Genomic DNA, 24200 nt, shown 5'->3' with positions numbered 1-24200 from the left:
GAGGTCAATTTATATATTGAATATGCTAGTGTAAATCTTAAAACTTCACCTTCGTATCAATTTCTTCTTCACCACGTTTCACTGTAATAGCGGCCTCGTCTCCATTATCGAAAACAGATAAAGCACGCATATAACTCATCATATCTGTAATGGTACTATCGCCTAATTTAATAACTACATCTCCTTTTTGTAAACCAGCATTAAAGGCCGGAGTATCTTCTCGTGTGCCATCTATTCGCATGCCTTTTCCGTCGTATAAATAATCTGGTACCACACCTAAACCGACTTTAAAACGCGGTGTTTCTTCACTTTCATTTTTTGTTTTTCGGAACGCTAATTCTCCATTATCATCTAAATCATTAATAATATTAAAGATGTAATCTGAAATTAAATCCATCCCTTCATAATTCAACTTATCAAAATCATCAGATGGTTTATGATAATCTTCATGCTGACCCGTAAAGAAATGCAACACCGGAATATCTATTAAATAAAACGAGGTATGATCACTTGGTCCTACTCCACTTTCGTTTTCAACAATTTTAAATTTATCATTGTTAGATTTTAAGGTTTGTTTAAAAATTGGAGACGTTCCTGTGCCATAAACAGCTAAGGTACTATCGGCTTTCATTCGTCCAACCATATCCATATTTATCATATAATTTATAGACGCTGCTTCAATCGTTGGGTTTTTAGAAAAGTAGTTAGAACCTAAAAGTCCCATTTCCTCACCAGAAAATGCTAAAAATAGATAGTTGTTTTTATCCTTAACTTCAGACTGATCATTCTTTACTTTTAATCGACTTGCTAAATTTAGCATCACTGCCACTCCACTGGCATTGTCATCAGCTCCATTATGTATGGCTTTTTCTGCTTCGCGAAATAATGAACCTTCGCCTCCAAAACCAAGATGGTCGTAATGTGCTCCAATAACAATCGTCGTGTTCGCATTGTTATCTATAAAACCAATAACATTATGACCCGTAATGGTGCTGTCTGCATTGGTTGTAAATTCAACTTCGCTATGCGGATCTGTTTTAGGCTTGAATGAAAAGGATTGTAAATAACCCTCTGTTCCTTTTGGTTGCACACCAATGTCTTTAAAACGTTTTATCAGATATTCAGAAGCCATAACCTCACCTTGTGTACCTGTTTGGCGTCCTTCTAATTTATCATCGGCTAAAAATGCAACATCTTCTCTTATGTTATTTTCAGCAACTTTTGGTTCGTTTTTACAAGATAAAAATCCTGCAAGTAGTACTACTATTAATACGTTTTTCATTTTAGAATAAGTGTTTAAAATGTTTTTGAGAAACCTATATTGTCATAAAACACGAAACTATTAATCCGTTGTATTTCGTCGGATATTTCACCTATAAGTCTTACTTTTACACAAAATTAGGCATTAAATATCACTTATTATAATTCTTTATTATGAACAGAATCATTGCAATTTTAATTCTACTCGTTACGTTTTCGTCTTGTAAAAATGAAACCAATACAGCGACTGAAGCAACTTCGGGTGCTACAAAACAATATGATTCGTTAATCTATCCTGAAGAAACGCATTTTAAATCGTTAAGACAAGTTACTTATGGTGGTGATAATGCAGAAGCTTACTGGAGTTTTGACGATAAACAGTTAGTGTTTCAATCTAACAATGTGAAATGGGATGTGGAGTGCGACCAAATGTTTATAATGGACGCTAACCAAACCTTTACAGATAGTATTGCTCCGCCAATGGTGAGTACAGGGAAAGGGCGAACAACCTGTTCTTATTTTATGCCAGATAATAAGCATATCATTTATGCTTCTACACATCTTGGTGATGACAATTGCCCTGAAACTCCAATGAAAAGAAACGGAAAGTATATTTGGCCAATCTATGATACCTACGATATTTTTGTAGCCGATTTAGAAGGTAATATTGTAAAACAATTGACTAATGAAGTAGGTTATGATGCCGAACCAACCGTATCTCCAAAAGGTGATAAAATCGTATTTACATCAACTCGAAGTGGAGATTTAGAATTATACACCATGAATATTGATGGTAGTGACGTTAAACAAATTACTCACGAATTAGGCTACGATGGTGGAGCCTTCTTTTCGCCAGATGGTTCTAAATTAATCTTTAGATCTTCGCGACCTAAAACGGAAGAAGAGATTAAAGAATACAAAGACTTATTGGCTGAAGGCTTAGTGCAACCAACACAAATGGAATTGTATATCTGTAATGCCGATGGATCAGATTTACGTCAATTAACGGATTTGGGTAATGCGAATTGGAGTCCATTTTTTCATCCCTCTGGTGAGAAAATTTTATTCTCTTCTAATTTTGAATCTGAACGTGGATTTCCTTTCAATTTATATATGATTGATATCGATGGAAAGAATTTAAAACGCATTACGCATAGCGAAACGTTTGATGCTTTTCCGGTGTTTTCTAATGATGGAAAATATTTGGTGTTTTCTTCTAATCGAAATAATGGTGGAGGAAGAGATACGAACTTATTTATCGCAGAATGGCAAGATTAATCAAAAAGGAACTCTCAAAATTTTAAACCTATATATTGTACCTAAAGGCACAAATGAGCAGCTACTAAAGTCTTCTTTTACCAAGATGTTGTACCTAATGGTACAACAATATTTCAGCCTAAAACTACTTTTATTTAGGTGTTGTACCTAACGGCACAAATGAACTCGCACTAAAGTGTATTTTTATAAAAATGCTATACCTAATGTCGCCATTGCAAAAATCCTGTAAAGTGATTTAGAAGTTTATCCCTCTACTACTGCATGTCTTTAAGACGTTGACGCTCTTCTGCACTCGTTGCACGCTCGTTGGTGCTTAATTTGGTGTTTCCAAAGTTATAACGGAAGCCTAATTTAATATATCTATTATCGCTATCAACAATACTAGAGCTCGACTGATTTAAATACCTTATGGATGTTTCTTGGTCTTGTAGATTAAAAAAGTCTTCGACTGCTAAAGAAATAACTCCTTTTTTCTTAAAAATAGATTTTGAAATACTCAACTCTGAAACCAAACGATCTTCAACTGTTTGAAATTGTTGTAAGTTTTTACCAACCCAAGTGAAAGCCAAGCTCATATTTAAACTTTGGTCTTTTAAGAACGCTACACTATTGTACAAAACACTGTAATTAGACCATTGGTCTTGTTCTACAAAGCCTTCACCAAAATTAGATTCTTCGGAAATATTATAGAATGACGTCACAAAATAAAGGTTCCAGGTATTGGTTGGATAATAATCGAAAACAAAGTCGAAACCATACTCTATTTTTTTCTCGAGATTTGTTGGTGTATATGCAATGGTATTTGTAGCGTTGTTTTGTCGTGGTAATTCTACGATATCACCATCAAAATCCATATAATACGCTTCTACTGTAAAGTGTTCTAAAAAGTTAGTTCCTATTTTATAATGATCTCTATACATGGGCATCAAATTAGGATTTCCTAATACCACTGTATTTTCATTTAAAAAGAATGTAAAAGGATTTAAATCTGTATAACTTGGTCTTGCAATGCTGCGCTTATAATTTGCTTTGATACTTAAATCTTCAAGAATTTGATGTGACACACTCGCATTAGGAAACCAATCTAAATAATCTTGTGTATTGGTTTCGCTTAAAGTTAAAGATTCACCTTCAACATTAGTTTGCTCTACTCTTAATCCTAAATTAAATTTCCACTTACTCCAAGATTTTGCATAGTTCGTATAAGCTGCTAAGACATTTTCTTCATACTTAAACGCGTCTGTATTGTTAACGTCTATTATTTCAGATGCACCAATAACATCATATTTTGTAATGTCGCTATCCGTATTAACATTAGAGTATTTTACACCAACCTCAAAATTAGAAGTGTCATTAATTGGTAGCCTATAATCTACTTTACCAGTAATAATATTGGTGTTTTGATTGGCATTAGTGTTAAACTCAGAACTGTCATCAAATTGGTTATCTATTCCAAAATCATTAGTCAATACATTTTGATCTCGTTCATAATCGTAAATGGTATGATGAGCGTTAAATGTTAGACTTGCACTATTATCAAAATCGTGTCTAAAAATTAAATCTGTACCAATGTTGAATTTGTTATCTCTAGATAAATTATCGGCTGTAAAACGTGATAAGAAATTCAAATTTTCATCCGTAATAGCTGTGTTGTTTTTAATCTTATATTTAAAATTTGGCGTATAAAGTCCTGTGCTAGTAAGACTCAATGTGTTTTTATCATTAATGTAATAGTCAAAATTAAGATTAAGATTATGATTTTCGGTCCAGGAATTTCTATTGGTGTTAGAGTCCCAAATTTGTTCAATTTCATTTGAATTGTCTAAATAATTCACCGTATCATCATGCGCTCTGTTGATTTTCTGATTGGTATAATTATAGTTCACATTTAAGTTCACCTTATTATTTTTGAAATAATGGCTAGTACCAGCATTATATCTTGGAAAAACACCTTGTGTATAGTTAGTAAACACAGAGCCTCTATAGCCTGTTACCAAATTTTTACTCATTATAATATTAATCACAGAACCTGAATCGGCATCGTAACTGGCAGGCGGATTTGTAATCACCTCAACTGATTTTATACTATTCGCTGGTGCGCTTTCTAATAAGCTCATAAGTTCATCTGAAGTCAACTGCACGCGTCGGTTATTAATATACACTGCAGCTGGTGCGCTTTTTATATTTATACTCCCCTCAGACACAATAATGCCTGGTGTATTTTTTAATACACTTAGTGTAGAACCTTCTGATAAAGCGGTATTTTCAACATTAAAAATTAAGCGGTCAGGTTTACGGGTAATGGTTGGTTTTTTAGCTACTACTGTGACTTCACTTAAACTTTCAGGAATATCATTAAGCTGAATGGTTTTTAAATCTAAATTGCCTGTAAGGATGATTTTTTGTTGAAATTCTTCAAAACCAATAAAGCTAATTTTGAGATAAAATGTGGTTTCTGAGAGCTTACTTAAATTAAAAAAACCTGTGTCATCTGTTGATGTTCCTTTTAGGTAATCACCTTCACTTTCTGTTAAAATAACAACCGTTGCAAATTCAATTGGCTTGTTATTTGCATCAATTACACGGCCAGAAACAGAATAGTCTTGAGCAAACACTACATGTGAAAGCATTGATATAACGACACAGCAAAAGAGGCGCAAGCGAAAAAGCATAAAATAGGTTTGCATGCAATATATAAATAGTTTTTTACAATTTACTGAGGTTTTTCCGTAATTGTAAAGGTTTTTAATTGTTGTATTTGATGGGGTAAAGCACAAGAAATCAACGCTGTTGCTTTAGTAAAATCTTAAATTTATAACCTTAAACCGTCTAAAATTTAGCTTCACCTCAGTAACCATTTCGTTCGCCCATAAAATTTATATAATTTGAAAACTTAAAAAAATTCAAATGAAAAATTTCATGTACTTTTGCCAATTAGTTATTGCCTTAGAAAAGAGACATGAAAAACATACGTAATTTTTGCATTATTGCACATATTGACCACGGAAAAAGTACCTTAGCAGATCGATTATTAGATACAACAGGTTCTGTAACTGCTCGCGAACAACAAGCCCAACTTTTAGACTCAATGGACTTAGAACGCGAACGTGGTATTACTATTAAGTCGCATGCCATACAAATGGATTATATACTCGATGGTGAAAAATATGTTCTTAACCTAATTGATACTCCAGGTCACGTTGATTTTTCATATGAAGTTTCTCGTTCTATTGCTGCTTGCGAAGGGGCGTTACTAATTGTTGATGCTGCACAAAGCATACAAGCACAAACCATTTCTAATTTATACTTGGCTTTAGAGAACGATTTAGAAATCATTCCGGTATTGAATAAAGTAGATTTACCAAGTGCAAACCCTGAAGAAGTTACTGATGATATTGTCGATCTTTTAGGTTGCGACCCTGAAGAAGTGATTCACGCTAGTGGAAAAACAGGCTTTGGTGTCGAAAACATTTTAAAAGCTATTATTGAACGTATTCCGGCACCACAAGGTAATGTAGACGAACCGCTTCAAGCGCTGATTTTTGATTCTGTTTACAATACATTTAGAGGTATTGAAACCTATTTTAGAGTCTTTAATGGTGAAATTAAAAAAGGACAAAAAATTAAATTCGTCGCCACAGATAAGGAATATTTCGCCGATGAAGTAGGGACTTTAAAACTCAATCAAATTCCAAAACAAAGTGTAAAAGCAGGTGATGTAGGTTATTTAATTACAGGAATAAAAACAGCGAAAGAAGTAAAAGTTGGTGATACTATTACAGATTTTGCTAATCCAACCACTAATATTGTTGAAGGTTTTGAAGATGTAAAACCCATGGTATTTGCTGGTATTTATCCGGTGGATACGGAAGATTATGAAGAGTTAAGAAACTCTATGGAAAAACTTCAGCTTAATGATGCCTCTTTGGTCTTTCAGCCAGAAAGTTCTGCTGCTTTAGGTTTTGGTTTCCGTTGTGGGTTTTTAGGCATGTTACACATGGAAATCATTCAAGAACGTTTAGAGCGTGAGTTTGATATGACTGTAATTACTACGGTTCCTAACGTGTCTTATTATGCTTATACCAATAAAAAGCCAGACGTTCCTTTTATAGTAAATAATCCAAGTGATTTACCAGAACCAACGACTATCAATCGTGTTGAGGAACCGTTTATAAAAGCGACCATTATTACTAAGGCTGATTTTGTAGGTAACGTCATGAGTCTTTGTATTGAGAAGCGTGGTATGATTGTAAATCAAACGTATTTAACCACAGAACGTGTTGAGTTAATTTTTGAAATGCCATTAGCCGAAATTGTTTTCGATTTTTACGATCGTTTAAAAACCGTATCTAAAGGTTATGCCTCTTTCGATTATTCTCCAATTGGCATGAAGGTGTCTAAACTAGTACGTTTAGATGTGTTATTAAATGCACAACCGGTAGATGCGCTTTCAGCATTAATTCACGCAGACAACGCCCATCATATTGGTAAAAAGATGTGTGAAAAGTTGAAGGAATTAATTCCAAGACAACAGTTCGATATTCCTATTCAAGCTGCCATTGGTGCTAAAATTATAGCACGTGAAACCGTAAAAGCACTGCGTAAAGATGTAACTGCTAAGTGTTATGGTGGTGATATTTCTCGTAAACGTAAGTTATTAGAAAAGCAGAAAAAAGGAAAAAAACGTATGCGCCAAGTTGGTAATGTAGAAATACCGCAACAAGCATTTATGGCGGTTTTAAAACTGAATGATTAACGGTCATTTTTAGCTAAAACCTCAAAATTTATAAACAAAAAAGATTCCTGCTATTGTAGGAATCTTTTTTAATTTAATTAGTTCTTTCTAATTAGAAATTGAATCTGTCGGAGGTGCTGAATAATCTTCAGTAGATACCTTTTCAACATCAAAAGGCTTCCCTAAATACACCAACATAAAGTTTTGTCCTACAATATCGCTTCTTGTATTATGTACAGAAATAATATGAAGCATGCCTTCATCATCTTTTATAAATAATGGAATAATGTACTTATCCTTACTTGCCATTTCCATTAAACCTTCATAGTGCGCTACATCATGTATATCTATTTCTTGAATAGCAGGATATTTACGAATGACCTCTGTTAAATTAATATAGTCATCAGTAGGAGAAAACAGACCTTCTTTTGGGCTATTTTCAGGATTATTCATCTCATCTGAAGTGACCAATCTATACGAGCCATTTTCACCAAAGTCTTTACTAAATTTTTCAATAACGTAGGCGTTAATGTCCGAGTTGCCCGTCATAGCCATAATATAACCAACATCATTAAGTTCAATATTATCTGACAAGGTATCTGCGTAAATATTACTGCTTAAGGCTTCTAAACCTAATTCTTCAGCCTTATCTATATTATTTTGGTTGCTATCTATTAAAACAACATGCCTACCATTATTAACTAAATAATGTCCTAACAATCGCGATAATTTTGACGCTCCAACGATTAAAATTCCATTAGATTTCTTTAAAAACACACCAACTAATCTTGCAAATAAACGTGCTGTTGTGGCATTTAATAAAACAGTTCCTAAAACAATCATAAAGACCAAAGGAGTAATGTATTCTGCACCTTCAACACCTTGTTTCATTAATTTGCTTCCAAAAAGTGAGGCGATACCAGCTGCTACAATACCACGAGGACCAACCCAACTTATAAATACTTTTTCGTTGAGTTTGAGTTTAGAGCCATGCGTACTTACAAAAACCGCTAATGGTCTTACAACAAAGACAACGATAGCAAAAAGTATAACCGTATCCCAAGTGTATAGCAGCATTAAGTCTTCAATATCAATGTTTGCTGCCAAAAGAATAAATAAAATTGAAATCAATAATACACTCAACGATTCTTTAAAGTAAAGCAGTTCCTTAAGGTTGTCTAATTTACTATTTCCTAAAACCATACCCATAACAACCACAGCGAGTAACCCAGATTCGTGCGCAAATAATTCTGATTCAACAAAAACAAGTAGTACTGTTGAAAGTGATACCACATTTAATAAATAATGCGGAATCAATTTTTTATTAATAGCAAAGGCTAAAGCGTGTGCAAATGTAAATCCGAATGTGGTACCAAATAATACAATTTTACCAAATTCCATTAAAGCTGTTTTGGTAAAACCACTATCTCCTCCAACACTTATAAACTCAAAGACTAAAACGGCCACTAAGGCTCCTATAGGATCTATAAGAATACCTTCCCATTTTAAAACGGTTGAGACATCTTTTTTAAGTGGAATATTTCGTAGAATAGGAGTAATCACTGTTGGTCCTGTAACAATAATAAGACCTGCGAACAAAAATGATAAATCCCAACTTAAATTAAAGGTATAATGTGCTACAATACCAGCTCCAAAGAAGGTAATAGCAGAACCGACAGTTATTAATTTGGTAATAACAGGTCCTACATTTTTAATTTCGGAACGTTTTAAGGTTAATCCACCTTCAAATAAAATGATACTTATGGCAAGCGATACGAAGTAGTATAAACTATCGCCCGGAAATAGTCCGTTTGTGCCATTCCAAATAGGTTCTATCCACTTGGTTTTATCTTCACTTAAAAACTCAGCTGCAATCGGTCCAACCAATAATCCTATTAATATTAAGGGTAAAATTGCCGGAATTTTAAATTTCCAAGCGACCCATTGTGCTAATATTCCAAGGATTATAATTCCTGCTAATTCTAACATCTATTTACATTTTGCGTGAAAGTACTAAATTCTATTTTTATAGATCCTTTCAAATTAAATCGTGTGAAGATTGTGTGTTCTCGTTATTCCTCTTTCTTTTGTGCTTCTTCTTTTTCTTCAGATTTATAATACACCCGTTTTAAACTCTTCTTTAATAAGGTAAACCTGTAAACGCCAATAATAAAAAAGACCACACTAAATATAATTGCTGTAAGCGCTAAGTATTGAAAATTCGCAAATTCTTTAAGTTGATATAACGCAATAGCACCTAACAATAAATACAGCGAAGATCGGATATAAGACAAAAGCGTTCGCTCGTTAGCTAAACGTGTTCGTTCTATGGCTAAGTAGTCGCGTAAGATAACTTGTTGATCGGGTTTAAAATCCCGACCAAAACGCAACAACTTAATTTTCTTCATTTTTAATGGAGACTTTGGTATCTGTTTCATCGCTAATTCATTTTCTCATTCTAAAAGTAAATATTTTTTAGAATAGAAAAGCGAATATATAAGTCTTAATTGTTAAATATCCTCTAATTTATTAAGGCTAACAACAATTAGTCTTTAAGCTTTTAGTACTTTGCAAAACTTTACAAAATTTTTGCCAATGCAGTTATACCCTATTCAATCTGGAAACTTTAAACTCGATGGAGGTGCTATGTTTGGTGTTGTTCCGAAATCTTTATGGCAACGTACCAATCCGGCAGACAACAACAATATGATAGATATTGCAGCACGTTGTTTGTTAATTGAAGATGGTAATCGCCTTATTTTAATAGATACCGGAATGGGCAATAAACAAAGCGATAAATTCTACGGTTATTATTTTCTTTATGGTGATGACTCTATTGACAAATCCTTAGCGTCGCATGGGTTTCATCGCGATGATATAACAGATGTGTTTATGACGCATCTTCATTTTGATCATTGTGGAGGCAGTATTCAATGGAATAAAGATCGAACAGGATATGAGCCTGCTTTTAAAAATGCTAATTTCTGGAGTAATGCCGATCATTGGAAATGGGCAACAGAACCTAATAGACGTGAAGTAGCTTCATTTCTTAAGGAAAATATTTTACCAATGGAAGACAGTGGTCAATTAAAATTTACTGATGTTCCAGAGTCGCATATTTTAAAAAATTGTGACTTAGGATTTGATCTGTTTTTTGCCAATGGCCATACCGATAAACAAATGATTCCTATGATACAATACAAAGGAAAAACCATTTGTTTTATGGCAGATTTATTGCCAACCGTTGGTCACTTACCACTGCCATTTGTAATGGGTTATGATACCAGACCTTTGTTAACACTAGACGAAAAAGAGTTGTTTTTAAACATGGCAGCAGATAACAACTTTTATTTGTTCTTAGAACACGATGCACATAACGAAATTATAACCGTTAAGCACACTGAAAAAGGAGTGCGACTAAACAACACATATACAACAAACGAACTATTTAACTAAAAGCATAAAAAAACAATACAAAAAACATGAAATTTAATCATAGAGTAATAGCCTATTTAGGATTTGCAGGAACATTATTTTTAGGATGTGGTAGTACAGGAGAAATCCTTTCTACACCTATTGAAAACATAGATTCAGCTCCACTAAAAGTTACAGAATTAACAGATGCTGAAGCTAAGAATTGGGGACATTTAGATCTTGTAAACGATACTATTCCAGGTATGAGTGTTGATAAAGCCTATACCGAAATCATTAAAAATAAGAAAGGTAAAAGTGTAATCGTAGCGGTTATAGATTCTGGTGTAGACATCGATCATGAAGACTTAAACGGAGTTCTTTGGACAAATAAAGACGAAATTCCTAATAACGGAAAAGATGATGATAACAATGGTTATGTAGATGATGTACATGGTTGGAATTTCTTAGGAGATGCCTATGATGAGCAATTAGAGTTTGTACGTATTTTAGCTTCTGGTGACACGTCTAATCCAAGTTATGATGCAGCAAAAGCTCAATATGAGGAAGATTACCAAATGTGGAGCGGTAGAAAAATGCAATACGACCAAATTGCACAAGCTGTAAATGGTGCACATGAAACGTTAACAAAACACTTTGGTAAAAGTGATTATACAATTGAAGAGGTTAACGCTATAGAAACTGAAGATCAAGCCATAATGCAGGCTGTTCAAATCGCAAATGGAATGCATGCAAGCGACCTTACTTTAGCAGATGCTAAAGTTGAAATTAATGAGGCTTTAGTGAGTATAAATGAACGTTTAAATTTTAACTTGAATAAAGATTTTTCTGGTCGTACAACTGGTGATGATATTAATGATTTATCAGATATAGGTTATGGTAACGGAAATGTAAAACCTGTTAAAAAATCGGAATCTCATGGTACACACGTTGCAGGTATTATAGCAGCCGAACGCAATAACGGTTTAGGAGTTAATGGTGTTGCTAATAATGTAGAAATTATGTCTATTAGAGCTGTTCCAAACGGAGATGAGTACGATAAAGATGTTGCTTTAGCCATTAGATATGCTGTAGATAATGGAGCTAAAGTTATTAACGGAAGTTTTGGTAAATCATTTTCTCCACATGCAGAATGGGTTAGAGATGCTATAAAATACGCATCAGATAATGATGTTGTATTTGTACATGCAGCAGGAAACTCAAGTGAAAATATTGATGTAGAGCCTAATTTCCCTGATGATAATGTAAATTTTGTTGAAGTTTCTAACACCTATATTAGAGTCGGTTCTTTAACTTCTAAATATGGTTCTAATATTGTTTCAGGATTTTCTAATTACGGAAAAAAGAATGTTGATGTTTTTGCACCAGGATCTGCAATCTATTCTACATTTCCAGAAAATGAATATAAAAGTATAAGTGGAACATCAATGGCAGCACCTGCAGTTGCTGGTGTAGCAGCTTTAGTACGTTCTTACTATCCAAAATTAACGGCTGCACAAGTTAAACAAGTCATTTTAGAATCTGGTTTACCTATTACAACTAAAGTGGTTGTTGGTGGAGATTCATCTAACGTAAAATCATTTTCAGATTTATCTACAACTGGTAAAATAGTTAATGCGTATAATGCCTTAATAATGGCTTCAAAATTATAATAAGAAAACCCTTTTTTTATGAGATATTTTATTATTAACCTTTTTTCAATTTTAATATTAACCTCTTGTGGTGCTACTGAAAAGCCAATCAAAGCGGTTACAACAACGAATACGTCTACAAGTAGTTATTGGCAACAACATGTCGATTATGCTATGGAAATTGATATGAATGTTAATACCTACCAGTATAAAGGCAAGCAGAAATTGGTGTATACCAATAACTCACCAGATGTACTGAATCGTGTGTATTACCATTTATTTTTTAATGCTTTTCAACCCGGTAGTGAAATGGATGTACGCTCTCGTACTATCGCCGATCCAGATCGTCGTGTTGGAGATCGTATAAGTAAACTTAAACCCAATGAAATTGGTTACATAAAAGTAAATTCTTTACAACAAAACGGAACATCTATTTCTTATGAAACTGTAGGAACTGTTTTAGAAGTACAATTAAATACACCTATTCAACCTGGAGAAAAAGTAACTTTTGAAATGGACTTTGATGCACAGGTTCCTGTTCAAGTTCGTCGTTCTGGTAGAAATAGCTCAGAAGGTGTCGCTTTATCTATGTCTCAATGGTATCCTAAATTAGCTGAGTATGATGATGAAGGCTGGCATGCAGATCCATATATCGGAAGAGAGTTTCATGGTGTTTGGGGAGATTTTGATGTAAAATTAACTATTGATGAAGATTACATTGTTGGTGGTTCAGGATATCGTCAAGGAGAACCAACGGTAAAATCTGGAAAGAAAACACATCATTTTATAGCACCAAAAGTGCACGATTTTACTTGGGCTGCAGATTTAGATTATATACATGATACTCTAAAAATGCCAAATGGTCCAACACTTCACTTTTATTATAAGAGCACTTTAGCACAAAAATATTTAGACAATTGGAAAAAGTTACAAGCTGATACCGCTTTATTAATGACATTCTTTAGTGAAAACATTGGAGACTATCCATACGATCAATATTCAGTGATTCAAGGTGGAGATGGAGGTATGGAATATGCCATGAGTACACTTATTACAGGTGAACGTGAATATGGTAGTTTATTAGGTGTTACAGCTCACGAGTTAGCACATAAATGGTTTCAATTTATTTTAGCTACTAACGAGTCTAAACACGAATGGATGGATGAAGGTTTTACCACGTATATTTCTAATTTAGCGATAAACTCACTTCGTGAAAACAAAAACCCTAAACCGCTTGCTAGTGCTTATAAAGGTTATATAGCGCTTGCAAATTCTGGTGTTGAGCAACCCTTAACAACACACTCTGACCGTTATGCTTTAAACCGAGCTTATGGAGCAGCGGCTTACAGTAAAGGTGCTGTTTTTTTAGCACAATTAGGTTATGTTATAGGTGATGACAACTTAGATAAAACCATTAAAAAATATTATCAAGATTTTAAATTTAAGCATCCAAAACCATTCGATATCATTAGAACTGCAGAACGCATTACAGATTTTGAATTGGATTGGTACTTTATAGATTTTACACAAACCACAAACACTATTGATTATGGTGTAAAAGCCGTAGAAGGTCAGACCATAACATTAGAACGCATTGGTTTAATGCCAATGCCTATAGATCTTACGGTAACTTATACAGATGGAACAACAGAAGATTATTACATTCCGTTACAAATGATGCGTGGCGAAAAGCCAACCTCAGCGACGATAATTAACGATTGGGCTTGGGCAATACCAACTTATACTTTTGATGCTAAAAAAGCTGTAAAATCTGTTGAAATTGATAATTCTCACATGATGGCAGATGTTGATAGAAATAATAATGTGTTTACAATTAAGTAAACACTGTAATATAAATGGATCAAAACCGCATCATGTTGATGCGGTTTTTTATTTTTGTTAAACCTGATGAACTAAAAGTGACCTTTAACTATTCAAAAAAAGACAAACTAAAAAGTAAAAAGCTCATAGAACAACTTTTTACCGAAGGCAAAGCTGTAACGGCTTACCCGCTTAGATTGGTGTATCTTAAAACCGAATTTGAAGATGGCTCACCATTAAAAACAGGTGTTTCTGTTAGTAAGCGATTGCATAAAACAGCGGTTTCTAGAAACCGTATTAAACGCTTGCTACGTGAAGCATACAGACTTAATAAACCATTATACTTTAACACAAGTTCTAATTCTTATGCGTTTATGATTTTGTATCTTAGTAAAGATGGAACAACTTTTGATAAACTAGATCGTAGCATCAAATTGTTGTTTAAAAAATTTTTAGCTAAAAATGAACTTTTGGTAAAACCATCAGATCCAAATACTTCTGACACATGAAAAAACTGCTTCGTAAAAAACTACTCATTCCTGTTTTAGCTGTACTTATCTTTTTTGGTACAACAGCCTTTAAAAACGATTTTTTTGAAATTGCTAAGCAAATAGAAATATTTACCACGCTTTTTAAGGAAATTAATATGAACTATGTAGATGATACCAATCCTGGTGAGTTAATGGACACTGCTATTAAGAGCATGTTAGACGATTTAGATCCTTATACACAGTTTTATAACGAACAAGACGTAGAAGCCTCTAGAATTAATAATGCAGGCGATTATACAGGGATTGGTGCAAAAGTATTAACCCTTGAAGATAAATTGGTTATTGTAGAACCTTACCAAAATTATGCAGCCGATAAAGCCGGACTTAAAGCTGGAGATGAAATAATAAAAGTAGATAACGTTAATGTTGCCGATTTTAAAGATGATGCTGCCAACTTATTGCAAGGTTCTGCAGGAACAGAAGTTTCTATAACCTATAACAGACAAGGCAAAACCAATACGGTAACAATTATTAGAGAGTCTTTAGAAATTAAAGCCGTGCCACACTACTCAATGGTCGATGAAAAAACCGGTTATGTTGTACTAAGAAAGTTTAATGATAAAGCATCATTGGAAACACTAAGAGCTATTAAAGCTTTAAAAAATCAAGGAGCCACGCAATTAATCTTAGATTTAAGAGGTAATCCTGGTGGTTTATTGCACGAGGCGGTTAACGTCACAAATATTTTTGTACCCAAAGATCAGTTAGTTGTCACCACAAAATCTAAAGTAAAAAAATACAATAAAACCTATTATACTCAGCGCGAAGCAATTGATACCGAAATTCCATTAGTGGTTTTAATTGATGGTAAAAGTGCATCGGCAAGCGAGATAGTTTCAGGAGCTTTACAAGATATGGATCGTGCTGTGGTTGTTGGTACTAGAAGTTTTGGAAAAGGCTTAGTACAACGTCCTAAACCATTGACATACGGAACGCAAATGAAGATTACAATTTCTAGATATTATACACCATCTGGTCGTTGTATTCAAGCTTTGGATTATTGGAATCGTGATGAAGATGGTAAAGCCATAAGAACATTACAAGAAAATTACAATGCATTTAAAACCAGAAATGGACGTGCTGTTTTTGATGGAGGAGGTGTAGAACCAGATGTAGAAGTAGAATTTGCCAAACAAACACCAATTACCAAAGCAATATCGAATGAAAATTTAGTGTTTAACTATGCAACCGATTATTATTACAATCATCAAATTAAAGATTTAAAAAGCTTTTCACTTCAAGATTCAGACTTTAAAAAATTTAAAAATTATATAAAATCAAGTGGTTTTAATTTTGAAACTAAAACTGAAACCGCCTTACATAATGCACTTATTGTAGCTAAGGAAGAAGCACTTGCAACGGAAATTGATTCAGAATTTAACGCTTTAAATGAAGCTTTAAAATCGTATAAAGAAAATGCAATTGACGACAATAAAACACAATTAAAATCGTTACTTACAGACGAAATAATTAAACGTTATTTTTATAGTGAAGGCCTTTATACCTATTACACTGCTAATAATACAGAAATTAAAAAAGCTTTAAGTATTCTTAATAACCCTTCACAATATGCAAGTATTTTGAGATAGCACTAAAATTATTTATATTTAGCGTCACAACTATTTTCTATAAGTAAGAAAATTATAATAGAAACATGAAACCCCTAATTATCCTCTTATGCTTATTTTTTCAACTTTCTTTTGCTCAAAAAGAATTGAAGCATGAGGTGTATTTTGAAACCGATCAGCACGATATTCCTGAAACTGAACACAGTAGATTATTATTATTTTTATCTGAAATTGAAGATGTCGATATAGAAAAAATTTCTATCTACGGCTTTACTGACGATAGAGGTAGTGATAATTATAATCTCGTTTTATCTCAAAATAGAGCAGATGCCATAAAAGAAGTCTTTTCTAATAATGAATTTGATGAGACTAAAATGACTAATGTCGACGGAAAGGGTAAAATTTTAGTCAATATTATTAAAGAAAATGATCTTAACAAAATACGAGGTTTAAACCGTAAAGTAGAAATCATTGTAACTCCAGTATTTCCACCAAAACCTAAGGAAGAAAAACCTGTTGTAAACAAGGCTGAAGATTTATTAAAAGGTGATTTAAAAGAAGGTGATAAAATTCTATTAGAAAACTTATTATTTAGAACAGGCTATAGCTACTTAACAAAAGAATCTAAAATTATACTCGATAGAATTGCTGAAATTTTAGTAGAACGTACTAATGTTTATTTCACTATTGAAGGCCATGTATGCTGTACACAAGGTGAAAGAGATGCGATAGATCGTAAAACAAAAAAACGTAATCTATCTGTTGCGCGTGCAAAATCTATCTACGATTATTTAGTAGATAAAGGCGTTAAACATTACCGAATGAAATTTTCTGGTATGCGTAGAAAAGCACCACTTGGAGGTGAACCTCACTTAGATAGACGTGTAGAAATTTTAGTGACACGTATTTACGAAAAAAAATAATTAAGATTTAATCATATTTATATGCGGAATACCATCCTCTAGGTAGGCTTCACCAACCGCTTTGAAATCTAAATTATTATAGAATTGTTTTAGATACATCTGTGCAGAAATCCTAATAGTAGTTTCGTTATAATGCATTTTAATAGCCTCTATAGAAGCTTCCATAATCGCGTAACCATATTTAAACTTTCGTGCGTTTTGTTGCACAACGACTCTACCAATACTAGATTCGTCAAAATAATAGCCTGGTTTAAAAATACGTGTGTAAGCCACTAATACGTCGTTTTTATAACCCAAAACATGACGTGCTTTTTGATCCTTTCCATCGATATCTTGGTACACGCAATCTTGCTCTACTACAAAAACTTCACTTCGTAATTGAAGTATATTATAAAGTTCTTGCGTTGTTAATTCGTTGAAATTCTTTGTTATTATATCTAGCATTAATCTTGTACAATGACCTCTTTAGGGTCTTCTTTGTTGAACTCTGGTTGAATGGTAACATGGTTGATATTGAATTCGTCATGTAAGACCGTTTCAATGTCTATAAGTAAATTATTAAAGGCAGTCGTAGAAATATCTTCTTTTAAATCTAAATGGGCTTCTAAATGCAATTCGTCATCACTTAAATTCCAAATATGCACATGGTGAAGTTTTTTAACTTTAGGGAAATCATTTACCACTCTTACAACATCTTTAATATTAATATGATCTGGTGTAAACAGCATTAACATGCGTATGGATGTTTTTAATAAATCGTAACCAACCCAAATTAAATATAAAGCAATTAATAAGGTTAATAAACTATCGACCCAAAATAATTGATAGTATTTCATTAATAAACCACCAATTAATACAGCCACACTAGCCAACATATCGGTAAGCAAATGCAGATATGCCGATCGCATATTAATGTTATTCTTAGCATCTTTTTTTAATAATAAAACACTTAAACCGTTACCTGCAATGGCTAAAACAGCTAACCAAATCACTAAGCCAGATTCTATTTCTTGAGGATTCTTGAAACGTTTTACAGCTTCAAAGATTAAAATAATTGCGACTATAACAAGTGTACTAGCATTGATAAATGCTGCTAAAATTTCGGCACGTTTATAGCCAAAAGTTCTATTAATAGAGGCTTTTTTCTTCGATAATTTAGTAGCGACATAACTAATTACTAAAGAAACAACATCACTAAAATTATGTAAGGCATCACTTAATAATGATAAACTTCCAGAAACTAAACCACCAATAACCTGAGTTACAGTAATAACAATATTTATGAGTATTGAAATTATTAACTTTTGCCCTTTTAAATCTTTAGGACCGTGAGAATGGTTGTGATTGTGGCTCATATTATATCAATTTAAAATTGATATCTTATAGTTAACACGACAGAGGAATCTTATCTACACGGTTTTGATGACGACCACCTTCAAACTCCGTTTCTAAAAAAGTATCTACCATTTTAATCGCTTGTGGAATTGAGGTAAAACGTGCAGGAATACAAATAATATTTGCATTATTATGTAAACGTGTTAATTCCGTAATTTCACTGGTCCAACACACACCAGCTCTTACATGTTGATATTTATTAGCCGTCATAGCAACACCATTGGCACTACCACAAATTAAAATACCAAAATCTACGGTTTTGTCTTCCACATCTTTAGCTACAGGATGTACAAAATCTGGATAATCTACACTATCTAAGCTATCTGTTCCATAATTTGTAACAGTATAGCCTTTAGCTTCTAAATGTTTTACAATGGCAAATTTGTAATCTGGTCCTGCGTGATCGTTTCCTATTGAGATAGTCATAATAAATTGTCTTTACTTATTAGACATCAAAGTTAATAATTGCTTACAACTAAGCATAACTTATAAGACCTTAGTTATCCATTAGTTTTAAGTTTGAAAATGCGTTTTTAGATTATACATAATATCATTGTTAATAACTCTAAATAAAATGAAGGCAAATTGTTAATAGCTATTCACAACTATTGAAAATAAAAATTAGGATTATCCAGATATTTTTACAAACCAAAATCAAAAGTTATAAACCTAATTAGTTAGCTGTTTTTTTAAAAAAAGTTATCAAACCAAAAAGTTGTGAAATCAACAGTAATTTTAAAAATACATATCAGTCAATTCTATTAACATTGGTTATTAACAGTTGTTAATAGCTTTTCAATTTTACTTAAAAATGAAGCCTTTAGATGTAAATTTAATGTTAACTAAATGGTTGTAAATTGTAAACTATGAATATTCAAAACAAAACTTCAAAAAGTTATATCAACTATTAACAAGCTATAATAACCACTATTATTTTTTTTAAATTTTAAAAGAAAACTGATTATATGTATATATATGTTTATAACTCTAAAAAAAAGAAATTTTAACGTTCTTGTAGAAATAGAAACCATTAAAGGAAAAGCCTCTAAAAAGCTAATCATAGAATAGTTTTTATTACATACTTTAAATAAAAACGCTGTAGATTTTACAGCGTTTTTTCATTAATTTAACACTACCTAAACACTATTAAAAAATTAAAACGTAACTTTGTGTAAACTTAATAACCTCTCTTCGCCTTGATTAAGTTTTAAATAAGAATTCCTATCACTTATAGGAAATGAATATGATTACAAATTAAATGACAAAAAAGAAAAAAAGGAAATCATCAAATAATAAGATTTCCAACCTTACAAATACCATTTTAGGTATTTTAAAAAAAGATAGAAACTCAACTTTTAACTATAAACAAATTGCAGCTAAACTCGGTGTAAATGATGCCAGTAGTCGCAATCAAATTATAAAAAAACTTCAGCAGCTTAAAGCTAAACAAGAAATTGAAGAAGTAGATCGTGGCAAATTTAAAGCCATTGTTAATACCGAATATCATACTGGTATTTTAGATCTGGCTTCTAAAGGAAATGGCTATATTATTTCAGATGATTTTGAAGAAGACATCTTCATCGCCTCTAATAATATTAATAAAGCTTTAGATGGTGACGAAGTAGAATTTTACGCGTATCGAAGAAAACATAGAGGTAAACAAGAAGGAGAAATTACCAATATTATAAAACGTGCACGGACAGAATATGTTGGGACCATTCAAATTCACGATAAAAAGAATTTTGCCTTTGTAGTTGCCGATAGTGGCAAAATGTACACAGATATTTTTGTACCTATCAATAAAACATTAAAGGCCGAAGATGGGGATAAAGTATTAGTATCTTTAGAAGATTGGCCAGAAAAAGCAGATTCACCAAACGGAAAAGTGATTGAGGTTCTAGGAAAACCTGGAGAACATGGTACAGAGATTAATGCTATCATGGCAGAATACGGTTTACCATTAGAATTCCCTCACGAGGTGGAAGCCTTTGCCAATAAAATAGATACGTCAATCACAGACGAAGAAATAGCAAAACGTCGGGATATGCGTAAAGATTTAACCTTTACCATAGATCCTAAAGACGCTAAAGATTTTGATGATGCATTATCTTTTAAAGTCTTAGATAATGGCTTATATGAGGTCGGAATTCATATTGCAGACGTCTCACATTATTTACAACCAGGAACTATTTTAGACGATGAAGCTTACGAGCGTGCAACATCTATTTATTTAGTAGATCGTGTTGTTCCTATGTTGCCAGAAGTGTTATCTAATGGAGCCTGTTCGTTACGTCCACATGAAGAAAAATATACCTTTTCTGCCGTGTTTCAAATGAATGATAAATGCGAAATTAAAGACCAATGGTTCGGAAGAACTGTTACGTATTCTGATGCGCGTTTTGCTTACGAAGAAGCACAAGCCATCATAGAAAATAATCCAAAGTACAATTTGTCATCTCGAGCGAAGTCGAGAGATCTCATAAAGCTTAATATTCCAAAAGAAGTTTCTCTAACAGGAAAAGAGTATAAAACCAAACCAGATATAGCAGAAGCGGTTTTAGTTATGGATAGGTTGGCAAAAAAAATGCGTTCAACACGAATGCGAGAAGGTGCCATTTCTTTTGATAAAGTTGAAGTAAAATTCGATTTAGACGAGGATGCAAATCCAGTTGGAGTTTTCTTTAAAACGAGTAAAGATGCTAATAAAATGATTGAAGAATTCATGTTATTAGCCAATAGAAAAGTATCTGAATTTGTCGGAAAGAAAAAACCAGAGAAAACATTTGTTTATCGAGTTCACGATGAGCCAGATCAATCGAAACTCGCACAATTACAAAATGTAGTGGCACGTTTTGGACATAAATTAAATTTTAAAGATAAAGGTAGTATTTCATCCTCTTTAAATAATTTATTAAAAGATGTCGAAGGTAAAAAAGAACAAAATTTAGTAGATACCTTAACGATTAGAACCATGTCTAAAGCCGAATATACCACACATAACATTGGTCATTACGGTTTAGCATTCGATTATTACAGTCATTTTACGTCGCCAATTCGTCGTTATCCAGATGTGATGGCACATCGTCTCTTACAACAGTATTTAGATGGTGAAAAATCGGCAAATCAAGATATTTACGAAGAGAAATGTAAACACTCTAGTAATATGGAATATTTAGCGACTAAGGCCGAACGCGATTCTATAAAATACATGCAGATTCGTTTTATGCAAGATCATGAAAACGAAGAATTTTTAGGTGTAATTTCTGGAGTAACCGATTGGGGAATTTATATAGAAATCATTTCTAATAAATGTGAAGGTATGGTGAGTGTTAGAGATATGAAAGACGATCACTATCAGTTTGATCAAGATCAATACGCTATGATGGGTAAAAACACAGGAACCATGTACCAGCTTGGTGACGAGGTTATTGTAAAAGTTAAGAATGCAGATTTAACTAAAAAACATTTAGATTTTTATATGGTAGGTAAACCTAAAGGAAGTGATAAATAACGTCAGTTCGAGTGTTTTATGAAGAATGAATAAAATGTATCGAGAACCTTTCTTTATAAACTGCTATATTTTAACTTAAAACAATACTTATAAATAAATAACCATATATGATTCTTACAACCACTAATTCAATAGAAAACCATAACATCATAGATTATTTAGGTATAGTTACTGGTATTTCTTTTAATTCTACACATTCCTACAAAGGAAAAAGTATGTCTTTTAAGGATATTTTCAGTTCGCAAAAATATTATGAAGCCTATGCTAAAGGATTAGAACATGTTAAAGAAGAAGCGTTTCAAAAACTTCAAGATAATGCTAAAGCTATTGGTGCTAATGCTGTTGTAGGTGTGCAAATAGATATTGAAACACTATCAACTACAAATACATTAATTGTTTCAATTACTGGAACAGCCGTAAAAGTTGCCGTTTAATTATGAAGACAAGTACAAAAGCAGGATTATACGTTTTTTTAATATTTGCCGTTATATATATCATGGTAAGATTTAGCATTCAAGCTATTTTTGTAGATATCAATCAAATGGTTTTAGCCGTTTTATCTGCAGTGATTACTGTAATTTTAACACCACAAAGACGTATTGTAAAAAAACAATCTGGAGATCAAATTCAATTAAAATGGATGTTCAGTAAAAAGATAATTGTCATAAAATAAATTTAACTATATATGAAATATATCATCTTAATTATAGCATTTTCATTAGGAAGTATTGGTCATTCTCAAGCAACAATTGAAAAGGCTGTAGGTGAATTTTCAACCGTAAAAGTATTCGATTTAATTAACCTTAAAATGATGGCTTCTGATGAAAATAAAGTCGTTATTTCAGGTAAAAATCAAAAGGATGTAGAAGTTGTAAATAACAACGGAACACTTAAAATAAGAATGAATCTTAGAGAAAGCTATGATGGAAACGATACGGTTGTATTGCTATATTATACGTCAGTTGATGAAATTGATGCCAACGAAGGCGCAAAAGTAACTGTTAAAGAACCTATTAAACAATATGAGTTAGATCTAAGAGTACAAGAAGGTGCAGAAATTACAGCAGCATTAGAAACAACGTATGCTAATCTAAGAGCAGTAACAGGAGGTATTATTAATGTTTCAGGAACTTCTAAAAATCAAGATATTTCAATTTATACAGGTGGTAATTTAAATGGTGAAGATTTTGTTACTGAACAAACAGAAATCAGTATAAATGCTGGTGGTGAAGCGTATGTGCATGCAACAGCCTACGCAAATGTTAGGATAAAAGCAGGTGGTAACGTGTATATTTACGGAAAACCTAAACAAGTTGACGAAAGCACTATCCTAGGCGGAAAAATAAAACGTATGTAATTTCCGTTGAGTTTCTTACATTTGTGTAAACCGCAAGTTTTACATGTTAGACGATATCTTAACAGCTATTCCCTTCGGAATAATTTTAGCCTTTACCATTGGTCCAGTTTTTTTTGTATTACTAGAAACTGGTGCTACAAAGGGCTTTACGAGTGCTGTTGTCTTTGATCTTGGTGTTATTTTCGCAGATATTGTTTTTATTTTTGTCATCCTTTTTAGCACGGATTCACTATTAGATAAAATTAAAGATGATCCTAAACTGCTGGTTTTTGGAGGTGTTTTACTTATTGTTTACGGGCTAATTAGCTTTATAAAAACTTCAAAATCGTTCCGATCAATTGTAAGAGAACATCATAGAATTCAACTGCCAAAGAAAGATTATGGTAAACTTTTTGTAAAAGGATTTTTACTCAATTTTATTAACATTGGTGTGCTATTAGGTTGGTTAGGTTTTATTGTAATTGGGACGTCTATTACAACTTCTGAAAATGGGGTAACGATCTTTATTACAACGATGTTAATTTCGTACTTTTTATCAGATTTAGTAAAAATTGCCGCAGCAAAACGATTACGTAGTAAATTAACACCAAGGCGCGTTTTTAAGACAAAAAAAATTGTGTCTTTAGTCATTTTAGTCTTTGGTATTTTTCTTTTAGTTCAAGGCCTTTTTCCTGAGGTTTATGAAAAGAGTATTGAGCAGATTGAGAAGGTTAATCCTATTGATTAATAATAAATTAC

Annotated in this window: 20 protein-coding genes; 13 read left to right on the top strand and 7 right to left on the bottom strand. The window is 32.7% G+C overall.

Going from position 1 to position 24200, the window contains the following annotated elements; all coding sequences use genetic code 11:
• Nucleotides 1-37 precede the first annotated feature (37 nt).
• Nucleotides 38-1282 carry a M28 family peptidase gene (locus tag K1X16_RS09775; protein ID WP_225035955.1) on the bottom strand — a complete coding sequence of 415 codons (1245 nt, stop codon included), beginning with the start codon at nt 1280-1282 and terminating at the stop codon, nt 38-40.
• A 152-nt stretch (nt 1283-1434) separates the two neighbouring features.
• On the opposite strand from K1X16_RS09775, the gene K1X16_RS09770 reads away from it, so the two are divergent.
• The gene (locus tag K1X16_RS09770) at nt 1435-2538 is read left to right on the top strand and encodes a TolB family protein (protein ID WP_195870330.1); all 1104 of its coding nucleotides are present in this window, start codon (nt 1435-1437) and stop codon (nt 2536-2538) included.
• Nucleotides 2539-2792: 254 nt separating this feature from the next.
• Here K1X16_RS09770 and K1X16_RS09765 read toward each other — a convergent pair whose 3' ends face one another.
• A complete protein-coding gene (locus K1X16_RS09765) occupies nt 2793-5168 on the bottom strand; it encodes an outer membrane beta-barrel family protein (RefSeq protein ID WP_225035954.1) in 2376 nt (791 codons plus the stop codon).
• A 329-nt stretch (nt 5169-5497) separates the two neighbouring features.
• On the opposite strand from K1X16_RS09765, the gene lepA reads away from it, so the two are divergent.
• The gene (gene lepA / locus K1X16_RS09760; RefSeq protein ID WP_225035953.1) at nt 5498-7294 is read left to right on the top strand and encodes a translation elongation factor 4; all 1797 of its coding nucleotides are present in this window, start codon (nt 5498-5500) and stop codon (nt 7292-7294) included.
• Nucleotides 7295-7381: 87 nt separating this feature from the next.
• Here lepA and K1X16_RS09755 read toward each other — a convergent pair whose 3' ends face one another.
• Together K1X16_RS09755 and K1X16_RS09750 are read right to left on the bottom strand one after the other, a co-directional pair.
• Complete coding sequence (locus K1X16_RS09755; protein ID WP_195870328.1) at nt 7382-9262, bottom strand: cation:proton antiporter; 1881 nt, start codon at nt 9260-9262, stop codon at nt 7382-7384.
• 83 nt (nt 9263-9345) lie between these two features.
• Nucleotides 9346-9711, bottom strand: a complete 366-nt coding sequence (locus K1X16_RS09750; protein WP_225035952.1) for a DUF202 domain-containing protein — start codon at nt 9709-9711, stop codon at nt 9346-9348.
• A 157-nt stretch (nt 9712-9868) separates the two neighbouring features.
• On the opposite strand from K1X16_RS09750, the gene K1X16_RS09745 reads away from it, so the two are divergent.
• The 6 genes from K1X16_RS09745 to K1X16_RS09720 all read left to right on the top strand — a co-directional run bounded on the left by K1X16_RS09745 (nt 9869) and on the right by K1X16_RS09720 (nt 17199).
• The gene (locus K1X16_RS09745; RefSeq protein WP_225035951.1) at nt 9869-10729 is read left to right on the top strand and encodes an MBL fold metallo-hydrolase; all 861 of its coding nucleotides are present in this window, start codon (nt 9869-9871) and stop codon (nt 10727-10729) included.
• 26 nt (nt 10730-10755) lie between these two features.
• Nucleotides 10756-12357, top strand: coding sequence for a S8 family peptidase (locus tag K1X16_RS09740; protein ID WP_225035950.1), 1602 nt, complete (start codon nt 10756-10758; stop codon nt 12355-12357).
• A gap of 18 nt (nt 12358-12375) precedes the next feature.
• The gene (locus tag K1X16_RS09735; RefSeq protein WP_225035949.1) at nt 12376-14178 is read left to right on the top strand and encodes a M1 family metallopeptidase; all 1803 of its coding nucleotides are present in this window, start codon (nt 12376-12378) and stop codon (nt 14176-14178) included.
• Nucleotides 14179-14255: 77 nt separating this feature from the next.
• Entirely contained in the window at nt 14256-14666 is a 411-nt protein-coding gene (gene rnpA, locus K1X16_RS09730) for a ribonuclease P protein component (RefSeq protein WP_195870524.1), read from the top strand.
• The gene (locus K1X16_RS09725; protein WP_225035948.1) at nt 14663-16297 is read left to right on the top strand and encodes a S41 family peptidase; all 1635 of its coding nucleotides are present in this window, start codon (nt 14663-14665) and stop codon (nt 16295-16297) included. The genes rnpA and K1X16_RS09725 overlap by 4 nt, the downstream gene beginning before the upstream one ends.
• Before the next feature lie 65 nt (nt 16298-16362).
• On the top strand, nt 16363-17199 hold the full coding sequence (locus K1X16_RS09720; RefSeq protein ID WP_225035947.1) for an OmpA family protein: 837 nt from the start codon (nt 16363-16365) through the stop codon (nt 17197-17199).
• On the opposite strand, the gene K1X16_RS09715 is transcribed toward K1X16_RS09720, so the two are convergent.
• From K1X16_RS09715 to rpiB, 3 genes are read right to left on the bottom strand one after another with little or no spacing between them, the layout of a single operon-like run.
• Complete coding sequence (locus K1X16_RS09715) at nt 17200-17643, bottom strand: GNAT family N-acetyltransferase (protein WP_225035946.1); 444 nt, start codon at nt 17641-17643, stop codon at nt 17200-17202. It abuts the gene before it with no gap.
• Nucleotides 17643-18554, bottom strand: coding sequence for a cation diffusion facilitator family transporter (locus K1X16_RS09710; RefSeq protein WP_225035945.1), 912 nt, complete (start codon nt 18552-18554; stop codon nt 17643-17645). The genes K1X16_RS09715 and K1X16_RS09710 overlap by 1 nt, the downstream gene beginning before the upstream one ends.
• A 31-nt stretch (nt 18555-18585) precedes the next feature.
• Nucleotides 18586-19020 (bottom strand): ribose 5-phosphate isomerase B, encoded by a 435-nt coding sequence (rpiB, locus tag K1X16_RS09705; RefSeq protein WP_225035944.1) that lies wholly within the window; start codon nt 19018-19020, stop codon nt 18586-18588.
• 832 nt (nt 19021-19852) lie between these two features.
• Here rpiB and K1X16_RS09700 point away from each other — a divergent pair.
• From K1X16_RS09700 to K1X16_RS09680, 5 genes are all read left to right on the top strand, one after another.
• Nucleotides 19853-22105, top strand: a complete 2253-nt coding sequence (locus tag K1X16_RS09700; RefSeq protein WP_225035943.1) for a ribonuclease R family protein — start codon at nt 19853-19855, stop codon at nt 22103-22105.
• A gap of 107 nt (nt 22106-22212) precedes the next feature.
• A complete protein-coding gene (locus K1X16_RS09695; RefSeq protein ID WP_195870317.1) occupies nt 22213-22539 on the top strand; it encodes a YbjQ family protein in 327 nt (108 codons plus the stop codon).
• 2 nt (nt 22540-22541) lie between these two features.
• Nucleotides 22542-22778, top strand: a complete 237-nt coding sequence (locus K1X16_RS09690; protein ID WP_195870316.1) for a hypothetical protein — start codon at nt 22542-22544, stop codon at nt 22776-22778.
• A 12-nt stretch (nt 22779-22790) separates the two neighbouring features.
• A complete protein-coding gene (locus K1X16_RS09685) occupies nt 22791-23462 on the top strand; it encodes a head GIN domain-containing protein (protein WP_195870315.1) in 672 nt (223 codons plus the stop codon).
• Between the two features lie 43 nt (nt 23463-23505).
• On the top strand, nt 23506-24189 hold the full coding sequence (locus K1X16_RS09680; protein WP_225035942.1) for a LysE family translocator: 684 nt from the start codon (nt 23506-23508) through the stop codon (nt 24187-24189).
• Nucleotides 24190-24200: the final 11 nt, after the last annotated feature.

This window comes from Winogradskyella sp. SM1960, from assembly GCF_020179375.1.
Lineage (GTDB): Bacteria > Bacteroidota > Bacteroidia > Flavobacteriales > Flavobacteriaceae > Winogradskyella > Winogradskyella marina.
Note: the sequence above shows the minus strand (reverse complement) of the source record. Positions and strands in the feature narration are given on the sequence as shown.

Coding starts and splice junctions, on each gene's coding strand:
- K1X16_RS09775 (WP_225035955.1), bottom strand. CDS start 1,282: ATGAAAAACGTATTAATAGTAGTACTACTTGCAGGATTTTTATCTTGT.
- K1X16_RS09770 (WP_195870330.1), top strand. CDS start 1,435: ATGAACAGAATCATTGCAATTTTAATTCTACTCGTTACGTTTTCGTCT.
- K1X16_RS09765 (WP_225035954.1), bottom strand. CDS start 5,168: ATGCTTTCACATGTAGTGTTTGCTCAAGACTATTCTGTTTCTGGCCGT.
- lepA (WP_225035953.1), top strand. CDS start 5,498: ATGAAAAACATACGTAATTTTTGCATTATTGCACATATTGACCACGGA.
- K1X16_RS09755 (WP_195870328.1), bottom strand. CDS start 9,262: ATGTTAGAATTAGCAGGAATTATAATCCTTGGAATATTAGCACAATGG.
- K1X16_RS09750 (WP_225035952.1), bottom strand. CDS start 9,711: ATGAAACAGATACCAAAGTCTCCATTAAAAATGAAGAAAATTAAGTTG.
- K1X16_RS09745 (WP_225035951.1), top strand. CDS start 9,869: ATGCAGTTATACCCTATTCAATCTGGAAACTTTAAACTCGATGGAGGT.
- K1X16_RS09740 (WP_225035950.1), top strand. CDS start 10,756: ATGAAATTTAATCATAGAGTAATAGCCTATTTAGGATTTGCAGGAACA.
- K1X16_RS09735 (WP_225035949.1), top strand. CDS start 12,376: ATGAGATATTTTATTATTAACCTTTTTTCAATTTTAATATTAACCTCT.
- K1X16_RS09725 (WP_225035948.1), top strand. CDS start 14,663: ATGAAAAAACTGCTTCGTAAAAAACTACTCATTCCTGTTTTAGCTGTA.
- K1X16_RS09720 (WP_225035947.1), top strand. CDS start 16,363: ATGAAACCCCTAATTATCCTCTTATGCTTATTTTTTCAACTTTCTTTT.
- K1X16_RS09715 (WP_225035946.1), bottom strand. CDS start 17,643: ATGCTAGATATAATAACAAAGAATTTCAACGAATTAACAACGCAAGAA.
- K1X16_RS09710 (WP_225035945.1), bottom strand. CDS start 18,554: ATGAGCCACAATCACAACCATTCTCACGGTCCTAAAGATTTAAAAGGG.
- rpiB (WP_225035944.1), bottom strand. CDS start 19,020: ATGACTATCTCAATAGGAAACGATCACGCAGGACCAGATTACAAATTT.
- K1X16_RS09700 (WP_225035943.1), top strand. CDS start 19,853: ATGACAAAAAAGAAAAAAAGGAAATCATCAAATAATAAGATTTCCAAC.
- K1X16_RS09695 (WP_195870317.1), top strand. CDS start 22,213: ATGATTCTTACAACCACTAATTCAATAGAAAACCATAACATCATAGAT.
- K1X16_RS09690 (WP_195870316.1), top strand. CDS start 22,542: ATGAAGACAAGTACAAAAGCAGGATTATACGTTTTTTTAATATTTGCC.
- K1X16_RS09685 (WP_195870315.1), top strand. CDS start 22,791: ATGAAATATATCATCTTAATTATAGCATTTTCATTAGGAAGTATTGGT.
- K1X16_RS09680 (WP_225035942.1), top strand. CDS start 23,506: ATGTTAGACGATATCTTAACAGCTATTCCCTTCGGAATAATTTTAGCC.